Source organism: Roseomonas sp. TS2, from assembly GCF_058833935.1.
Window position 1 is genome coordinate 1 of sequence record NZ_JCACVY010000222.1, and the last position, 6371, is coordinate 6371.

General features: G+C 73.6%; 8 protein-coding genes. 4 read left to right on the forward strand and 4 right to left on the reverse strand.

The window, feature by feature from the left end; genetic code table 11:
- Nucleotides 1-885: Bug family tripartite tricarboxylate transporter substrate binding protein (locus ACZJYS_RS21775; protein WP_493180300.1), on the forward strand; the 885-nt coding region annotated here is incomplete at its 5' end.
- 22 nt (nt 886-907) lie between these two features.
- Here ACZJYS_RS21775 and ACZJYS_RS21780 read toward each other — a convergent pair.
- Entirely contained in the window at nt 908-1795 is an 888-nt protein-coding gene (locus ACZJYS_RS21780) for a LysR family transcriptional regulator (protein ID WP_109516440.1), read from the reverse strand.
- A 100-nt stretch (nt 1796-1895) separates the two neighbouring features.
- On the opposite strand from ACZJYS_RS21780, the gene ACZJYS_RS21785 reads away from it, so the two are divergent.
- Together ACZJYS_RS21785 and ACZJYS_RS21790 are read left to right on the forward strand one after the other, a co-directional pair.
- Entirely contained in the window at nt 1896-2624 is a 729-nt protein-coding gene (locus ACZJYS_RS21785) for an SDR family oxidoreductase (protein ID WP_493180301.1), read from the forward strand.
- 22 nt (nt 2625-2646) lie between these two features.
- The gene (locus tag ACZJYS_RS21790; RefSeq protein ID WP_493180302.1) at nt 2647-2994 is read left to right on the forward strand and encodes an Atu4866 domain-containing protein; all 348 of its coding nucleotides are present in this window, start codon (nt 2647-2649) and stop codon (nt 2992-2994) included.
- Between the two features lie 19 nt (nt 2995-3013).
- Here the strand turns inward: ACZJYS_RS21790 and ACZJYS_RS21795 are convergent, their stop codons facing one another.
- From ACZJYS_RS21795 to ACZJYS_RS21805, 3 genes are read right to left on the reverse strand one after another with little or no spacing between them, the layout of a single operon-like run.
- A complete protein-coding gene (locus ACZJYS_RS21795; RefSeq protein ID WP_109516437.1) occupies nt 3014-3649 on the reverse strand; it encodes a hypothetical protein in 636 nt (211 codons plus the stop codon).
- Nucleotides 3646-4401, reverse strand: coding sequence for an SDR family NAD(P)-dependent oxidoreductase (locus tag ACZJYS_RS21800; RefSeq protein ID WP_109516436.1), 756 nt, complete (start codon nt 4399-4401; stop codon nt 3646-3648). The genes ACZJYS_RS21795 and ACZJYS_RS21800 overlap by 4 nt, the downstream gene beginning before the upstream one ends.
- A complete protein-coding gene (locus tag ACZJYS_RS21805) occupies nt 4398-5453 on the reverse strand; it encodes a ketopantoate reductase family protein (protein WP_493180303.1) in 1056 nt (351 codons plus the stop codon). Before ACZJYS_RS21805 ends, ACZJYS_RS21800 begins: the two co-directional genes overlap by 4 nt.
- 151 nt (nt 5454-5604) lie before the next feature.
- Here ACZJYS_RS21805 and ACZJYS_RS21810 point away from each other — a divergent pair.
- A partial coding sequence (locus ACZJYS_RS21810; RefSeq protein WP_493180304.1) for a DMT family transporter occupies nt 5605-6371 on the forward strand: 767 nt, incomplete at its 3' end.

The window sequence follows — 6371 nt, forward strand, 5'->3', positions numbered from 1 at the left end:
CGCATGGTGGTGCCCTTCGCCGCCGGCGGCAGCACCGATGTCTCGGCCCGCCTGCTGGCGCCGCGGATGCAGGAGGTGCTGGGCCAGCCCGTCGTCATCGAGAACCGCGCCGGCGCCGGCGGCACGCTGGGCTCCGACGCCGTGGCCAAGGCCCCGGCCGACGGCTCCACCTTCCTGATGGGCACCATCTCCACCCATGTGCTGGCGGTGGGCCTCTACCGCGAGCGGCTGCCCTACGACCCGGTGAAGGATTTCGTCGCGGTCGCGCCCACCGTTCTGGTGCCCATCTGCATCACCGTGCATCCGGCGCTCGGCGTCACCACCCTGGCCGGGCTGGTCGCGCTGCTGAAGGCCAATCCGGGCCAATACGCCTATGGCACGGGCGGCGCGGGCGGCTCGGCGCACATCGCCGCGGTGAGCTTCCTCAACACCATCGGCGCCGAGGCCACGCATGTGCCCTATCGCGGCAGCGCGCCGATGCTGAACGACCTGCTGGCCGGCCAGGTCGCCATCGCCTTCGACACGCCGGCGCTGATCGCGCCGCACCACAAGGCCGGCGCGCTGCGCTGCCTGGCCATCGCCACCGACCAGCACTCCGCCCTGATGCCCGAGGTGCCGACCGCCGCCGAGGCCGGGCTGCCCGGCTACAAGGCCTATAGCTGGTTCGGCGTCTTCGCCCCCGCCGGCACGCCCGCGCCCATCGTGGCACGGATGAACGCGGCGGCGCGCGCCGCCGTCACCGAGCCGGCCACCGCGCAGCGGCTGCGGGAGATGGAGCTGCCGCCGATCGAGAAGGGCACGCCGGAGGATTTCGCCGCCTTCCTGCGGAGCGAGCTGGATTTCTGGGTGCCGCTGGTGCGCGCCAGCGGCGCCACGGCGGACTGAGCGCCAGCGTTCGGCGGGAGCCTCAGCGGGCGCGGAGGAGATCCACCAGCGCCCGCAGCTTCGGCGCCAGGTTCCGCCGGCTGGGAAAGTAGAGGTAGAAGCCCGGGAAGCGCGGGCAGAATTCCTCCAGCACCGGCACCAGCGCCCCGCGCTCGAGATGGGGCCGGAAGCTCTCCGCCATGCCGAAGGTGATGCCCGCCCCGGCCAGGGCCAGCCGGATCATCAGCCCCATCTCGTTGGTGGTGATCTCCGGCTGCACCGCCACGGCGAAATCCCGCCCCCCCTCGGCGAACTCCCAGCGATAGGGTGCTACGCCCGGCGCCGGCCGCCAGCCGATGCAGCGGTGCCGCGCCAGCTCGCGCGGATGCGCCGGCCGCCCCGCCCGCGCCAGATAGGCCGGCGCGCAGACGGCGAGCTGACGCTGCGGGCCGGAGACGGGGATGGCGACCATGTCCTGCTCGATCACCTCGCCCAGCCGCACCCCGGCATCGAAGCCCCCGGCGACGATGTCGTGCTCCTCGTCGGTCACGGTGATGTCGATCTGCACGCCGGGGCAGGCGGCGGCGTAGGCGGCCAGCATCGGCCCGGCCAGGAATTCCTCGGCGATGGAGGAGACGGCGAGGCGGAGCTGGCCGCCCGGCCGCGTCTCCCGGTCCCGCGCGGTGCGCAGCGCGGTGCCGATCTCGGCCATGGCCGGCGCCACGGCGCGGTGCAGCGCCTCCCCCGCCTCGGTCAGGCTGACGCTGCGGGTGGTGCGGCGGAACAGCGCCTGGCCGAGATCCGCCTCCAGCCCGCCGATCGCCTGGCTGACCGCCGGGCGGGTGACGCCGAGCCGCTCGGCGGCGGCGCGGAAGCTGCGCGTCTCCGCCACGGCGAGGAAGGCGGGCAGGGCCTTGAGGTCGGGCGTCATTGGTAACCTCTGCTTACCGGCGCATGCAGCAATAGGCGAATTCCGCCACCGGTCCAGCCTCCCTAGCTTCACCCCCGTTCCGGAAGCGAAGGAGAGGACGATGCTGGACGGAAAGGTTGTGGTGGTCACCGGCGCCTCGGGCGGGATCGGCGAGGCCATCGCCCGAGAGCTGGCCGGCGCCGGCGCGCGGGTGATGCTCGGCGCCCGCCGGACGGAGCGGCTGGAGGCCATCGTGGCGGCGCTGCGCGCGGCGGGCCACACCGCCCTGGCGCGGCCGGCGGACGTGACGCGGCGCGAGGATGTCCGCGCCCTGGCCGAGGCGGCGGCCGAAGCCTGGGGGCCGGTCGACGTGATGGTCAACAATGCCGGCATCATGCCGCTCTCGCCCATGGCCGCGATGAAGGTCGAGGAGTGGGACCGCATGGTGGAGGTGAACATCAAGGGCGTGCTCAACGGCATCGCCGCCGTGCTGCCGGAGATGAGCGCGCGCCGCGCCGGGCACATCGTCAACATCGCCTCGATCGGCGCGCTCTCGGTGGTGCCGACGGCGGCGGTGTATTGCGCCACGAAATTCGCCGTGCGCGCCCTCTCGGACGGGCTGCGGCAGGAGCATGACGCGCTGCGCGTCACCTGCATCCACCCCGGCGTGGTGGAGAGCGACCTCGCCGCCACCATCACCGACCCCGCCGCGGCGGCGATGATGCGCGACTACCGCGCCATCGCCCTGAAGCCCGACGCCATCGCCCGCGCCGTGCGCTACGCCATCGCGCAGCCGGCGGATGTGGATGTCAGCGAGATCGTCATCCGCCCCACCGCCGCCCGTGGCTGAGACCGGAGGAAGGAACAAAGCCATGACCATCGCCCGCGCCCTCCCCCTGCTGGCTGCACCCCTGCTGACGATGCTGGCCGGCGCCCCCGCCGCGGCGGCCGAGACGGCCGCCACCCACCCCTATGCCGGAATGTGGGTGACGGCGGATGGCCGCATACGCCACCACCTGCTGCCCAACGGGCGCTACGAGGAAGCCCGTGGCGGGCGCGAATGCGCCTACAAGGGCCGCTACGCGGTGGCCGGCAGCCACATCGAATACTGGGACGACACCGGCTTCACCGCCGATGGCGATTTCATCGACGGTGTGCTGCACCATGGCGGCATGGTGCTGCACCGCCAGCGCGAAACGCCGCCGGCGCGCGGCTGCTGAGGCGCGGGCGGCCTGCCCTTCATTCGGCGGGCAGGCCGGCCAGCGCCGCGATCCGCCGCGAGCGGGCGGCGAATGCGGCGGCGGGCGACTGCCAGCTTATGGCCGGAGGGGAGCATGTCTCCAGCACCGGAGCGACGCGGATGCAGTCCATCCAGAACCCGCCGCGCCGCACCGCCAGAAATTGCCTGTCCGGCGACAGCGCCAGGCCGGGTTCCTCCGTGAACCGGCCATCCTCCGAATAGCCGAGCGCCATCTCCGGCAGGGCCCGCCGCCAGCGGAGGCCATCCGGTTGCCACAGTCCATAGACCGTGTCCGTGGGCACCGGCTCCTGGGTCAGCCGCAGACGGCGGCCATCGGGCAGCGTGACCTCGGCCAGCACCGCGCGCGCGGTGAACAGCTCCACTAGCCCCACCATGACCAGGCCCACGAGGAGCACCATCGGAACCCCGGCCAGGGCCGCCGCCCAATGCCATCCGCCCCGCACCGCCGCCCAGCAGCAGAGCGCCACGGCGACGGCGGCGTAGGCCAGCATGCCGATCCCGCCCAGCACCGACCGGGGCAGCAGATACGGCCCGCTCGCCTCCAGCCACACCAGCCCGAGCCAGGCCACCGCCAGCGTGCCGCCGGCGTACAGCGCCAGGCGGGCCTTCTTCATTTTCCCCCGTCCACGCTGAGGATCTGGCCGCTGATCCACTTGGCGCGGTCGCTGGCCAGGAAGGTGACGGCGTCGGCGATGTCCTGCGCCTCGCCGAGCCGGCGTAGCGCGATGCCCTCCACCAGCCGCTGCTGCCCCTCGGCGCCGTAGCTCTCGAACTGCGCGATGGAGGCGGGGTTGGAGGGGATGAAGCCCGGCGCCACCGAGTTCACCCGGATGCCGTGCGGCCCGAGCTCATGCGCCAGCTGCCGCGTCAGCCCCACCAGCCCGTGCTTGGCCGAGCAGTAGGCCTGGATGCCGGTCAGGCTGCGCTGCAGCCCGGCGCCGGAGGAGATGGTGACGATGGCGCCGCGCCCCGCCTGCTTCATGCCCGGCGCGGCGGCGGCGCAGAGGTTGAAGCAGGCATGCAGGTTGATGTCGAAGATGGCGTGCCAGTCGGCTTCCGGCACCTCGTCCACCGGGCGCATCACCTGGCCGCGCACGCCGCCCGCATTGGCCACCAGCACGCCGACCGGCGCACCCGCCTCGGCCACCACGCGGCCGATCCAGCCCCGCGCCGCGCCGGGGGCGGTGAGGTCGAAGGCCTCGGTGCGGATGCCGCTCTCGCCCGCCGTCTCGGCCAGCTCCGCGGCCGAGAGGTCGCAGGCGAAGACGCGCGCGCCCATCGCCGCGAAGTCCCGTGCGATGACGCGGCCGAAGCCGTGCCCGCCGCCGGTGACGGCGACCACCACATTGTCGAAGCGGATGTTCATGCCGGCAGCATCTCCGTCAGGTTGGCGTCGTCCATGGCGCGGGTGCCGCGCTCGCATTCGTGGATCTGGCCGATCAGCCGGTCCAGCGCGGGGGTGGGGATGCCGTGGCGGCGCCCGGCCTCGGCCACGGGGGCGAGCTGCGCATCCACCTCGGTGGTGCGGCGGCGCACCCACAGGTCGCGCCAGATGCCGGAATGGGTCTTGGCGTTGGGCCGGTTGAAGGCGACCATCGCCGCGACGCTGGCGCGCGCCTCCGCCTCGGTTCCACCGGGGGCGAAGGCATGCGGCTCGAAGCCGTTGAAGCCGCGCGGCACCACGCCCTCGGCCGCGGCCACGCGCATCACCTCGCCGCCCAGCGCCCGCCACAGCGGCAGCAGCTCGGGCCGCTCCAGGCAGTCGGCGATGCCCTTCTCCCCCACCGCCTGCGCGAACAGCAGCGCGCCATAGCCGAGCTTGCCCCATAGATAGCCGGCAAGGTTCGGCGTGGTGATGGCATCCGGCTCGAACAGGCGCAGCAGCCGGTGCAGCGATTCCAGCCGCGCGCTCTCGCTGCCATCCAGCTCGCCCAGCACCACGGCGCCGCGCCCGCCATAGAGGACCTTGCCCGGCGCCAGCCAGTCGGCGCTGAAATTGACGAAGGCGCCGACGGTGCGCGCCTCTCCCACCACGCCAGCGATGATCGGCTCGCACAGCCCGTTCTGCAGGGAGACGACATAGCCCTCCTCCGCCAAATGCGGCAGCAGGGCGCGGGCGGCGGCCTCGGTGTGCTGCGCCTTCACGCAGAGCAGCACGCGGGCGTAGCGGCCGCGCAGCGCCTCCGGCGTAAAGGCGGGGGCGTGGATGGTATAGTTCTCCAGCGGCCCCTCGATGGCCAGGCCCCGCGCCGGGTCGCGGATGGCGGCGACGTGCTCGGCCTCGATGTCGACGAACACCACGGCATGGCCGGCGCGCACCAGCGCGGCCCCCACCGTGCCGCCGATGGCGCCCGCGCCCCAGACCAGGATCGGCCCCGCCATCCCCTCCGCCGCCGCGCTCTCCTGCTTCAGGACCATGCCGCCGATTCCTCTCTCGATGCGGGGCGGAAGGCTGGGCGCGGCGGGGGGAGGCGTCAATCCGCCCCTGGCCTCCGGCGCGCGGAGGAGGGAGATTCCCGCGCCGCGCCCCTTTTGGCCGCCGCCGCCCGCGGGCATTGTGGCGCGTGGAATGACCCTGCCCGGCAATTTGCGCGGCGCCGCCCTGATGGCCGGCGCGGCGCTGCTCTTCGCCTATGAGGCATTGATGATCCGCTGGCTCAGTGCCCGCGGCATCCCCCTCTCCACGCAACTGCTGTTCCGCTGCCTGGGTCAGGTCGTCTGGGTGGCGCCGGCGCTGCTGGCGGCCGGACCCGGCGTGCTGCGCACGGCGAAGCCGGCGCTGCACGCGCTGCGCGGCGTCTGCTCGCTGCTCACCTGGGGGCTCTACTACGTCTCGCTGACGCTGCTCGACCTCGCCACCGCCACGGTGCTCTCCTTCACCTCGGTGCTGTTCGTCACCGCCCTGGCCGGGCCGCTGCTGCGCGAGCGCGTCGGCCGCCGGCGCTGGATGGCCACGCTGGTGGGCTTCCTCGGCGTGCTGCTGGTGGTGCGGCCGGGCGTGCTGCCGCTGGACTGGCCGCTGGCGGCCTCGCTCGGCTCGGCGCTGGGCGGCGCCGGCATCGTGCTGACCACCAAGGCGCTCGCCCGCACCGAGCGGACCGAGACGATCATGCTCTATATCGGCCTGATCGCCACCGCCGGCACGCTGCCCCTCGCCCTGCCCGGCCTCGCCTGGCCGGGCTGGACCAACTTCCTGCTGCTGGCGGGCGCCGGGCTGCTGGGCCCGGCGGGGATGCATCTGTGGATCAGCGCCCTGCGCCTGGCCGATGCCTCGGTGGTGGCGCCGCTCTCCTATGTGCGGCTGGTCTTCGCCGCGTTCGCCGGGGCGCTGCTCTT